Source organism: Dokdonella sp. (genome assembly GCF_049593775.1).
GTDB lineage: Bacteria > Pseudomonadota > Gammaproteobacteria > Xanthomonadales > Rhodanobacteraceae > Dokdonella.
Map to the genome: position 1 here is coordinate 1 of NZ_JBAWHJ010000204.1, position 2,208 is coordinate 2,208.

Genomic DNA, 2,208 nt, shown 5'->3' on the forward strand with positions numbered 1-2,208 from the left:
CGCGCGCCTGGAAAATTCGCGTTCGGCCGCAGCCAGGCCCTGCGCGCGATCAGCCTCGGCAATCTCGACCGAAGCCGACCAGGCCTTGAAATCCGGTTCGACGACTGGACCGGGAGGCTTGGCGTGCGGTCCTTGTGCACGCCGTCCGAGCTTGTAGGCAATCACGCGCCAGTCCGATCCTTCGCGTTGCCAATAGGCAAGGTACTTGAATGGCCCGGGCTCGCCATTGGTTCCGTGCAGATCCATGAAGCCGAACGTGTAGCCCTGCTTGCCGTCCGCGGAAACGCCTGTCCCAAACGGCGTCCATTCGATGCGTGACGACGCAAAGCCGGGTAGCACCTTGAATGCATCCAGCACCGCGCGCTTGCCCTTCGCGAACCCCTTGCCCGGCATAGGCATGATCACGTCATCAGCAAACTGTGCGAAGAAGCCGTTCACGCCCGCGCTGGCGAAGTCGCGATCTTGCGCAAGCAGGCTATCGCTGAACGTCGGCGGGCTCATCGACATTGAGGGGCTGATCGAGCCGAACACGAAGAGCGCGACGGCGGCGATCGATGCAAAGGCGAGCTGACCCGGGCGCATGTTCGATTCCTCAACGATGACGTTGGACGATCCTGCGTACTCGACACCCTGGCCAGAAGTGTCGCAAGTCACGCCATCGGACATTCGTCAATGGCGAAGTCGAAGTTTGCGCAGCCAGCGAAGCAGGGTGTAGAGCAGGACCAGGGCCACCAGGGCAATGGCAATCGAAGTCCATTCGGCACGACTCAGCGTGGCCAGGACCGCCAGCATGGCCAGCGAGCCAATCGCCGGAATCAGTGCGCCACCGGGCAGCACCATGGGCTTGCCATAACTACGCAAGTCACGCTTCTGCGCATACCAGGTAGCCAGACAAACGCCGAGATAGAGCAGGCAGATCGCGCCGCCTGAAATCAGCGCAAGCGCTTCGAAGTTGCCGACCAGGGCGAGGCCACAGGCGATCGCACCATGGCTGACGATGGCCAGCAGGGGCACGCGGTATTTCGGCGTCACGCGACCGTAGGCGGAGGGCAGGTAGCCATCTCGTCCGAGTGCGTAGAGCAGACGAGACGAAGCCAGCAGGTTGCCCATGAGGAACCCGGTCATCGAAACACCGGCGGTGATCAGCAGCAGCACGAAGCCGGGGGTCCAGATCGCGCCGGCCGCATCGGCAATCGGCGCGGTGCTGGTGCCGACGGAAACGCCGAGCACGCCCTGGGTCACGATCTGGATGCCCATGTACAGCAACACCACAACGAGGATCGCCGCAATCGTCGCACGCGGCACACTGCGCGCGGGATCCCGCAGTTCGCCGGAGGGAATCAATGCAGTCTCCATGCCCGAGTAGGCGAACATCACCAGCACCATTGCCGCGCCGAGGGTCGGCCATGATGGAATCGTGATCCAGCTGACCTGTGTCCAGTCAACGAACAGCAAGCCCAGCGTCGCAAGCAGGAACAGCGGCGTCAGCTTGAGCGCGGCGAGCACGGTGATCGCACGTGCGCCGAGCTTCACGCCGAAGGCGTTGAGCAGGATCAGCAACGAAAAAACCACGATGAGGAACAGACTGCGCCAGCCGGTCTCGTCGAACTGTGGCCAGGCGCGTGCAACCTGCGAAACCAGTGCCGAAGCCACGCCGCCGCTGGAAGCGACGTTGCAGATCCACATCAGTGCTCCGGCGATGAACCCCGAGAACGGGCCGAACGTCGCGCTCACGTAGCTGTAAGGCCCGCCGGTGGTGGATACCCGGCTGCCGATTGCAGCGAAACACAGCGCGACTGGAACAATCACCACGGCACCGGCAAGAAAGGCAATCGGCGCTGCGCTGCCCATGCGCGTGGCGAGGATGGCCGGCAGCATGAAGATGCCGGCTCCAACGATGATGTTGATGATCGCGGCCCCGAGAGCGATGCCGCCCACCGCGCGGATCAGGGCCGATTCACCTTCCAGGTTGGCGTGAGCGGGGGAGTGCGACTCGTCTGCTGTCATACGGGCTATTCCGGCTCATGGCTGTTAGGACAAGCGTGCCACAGATTCGAGCGGCCGGGATTGCACGATCACGGATGGATCGCTTCGGTTGGATGGAATTTTCCGTGTCAGGGATCCGCCCCGAATCGCCAACCGGTTGGCAGTTTGCATGCGAACGGTTCGACGGCGAGAGCACAGCAGGCTCCTTAGTGTGGTGGAACG

General features: G+C 63.1%; 2 protein-coding genes. Both read right to left on the reverse strand.

The features are described from left to right. A partial coding sequence (locus tag WBP53_RS07235; RefSeq protein WP_423927394.1) for a hypothetical protein occupies window positions 1–654 on the reverse strand: 654 nt, incomplete at its 3' end. Between the two features lie 15 nt (window positions 655–669). Further along, window positions 670–2,007 carry an APC family permease gene (locus WBP53_RS07240; protein ID WP_423927396.1) on the reverse strand — a complete coding sequence of 446 codons (1,338 nt, stop codon included), beginning with the start codon at window positions 2,005–2,007 and terminating at the stop codon, window positions 670–672. Between the last annotated feature and the right edge of the window lie 201 nt (window positions 2,008–2,208).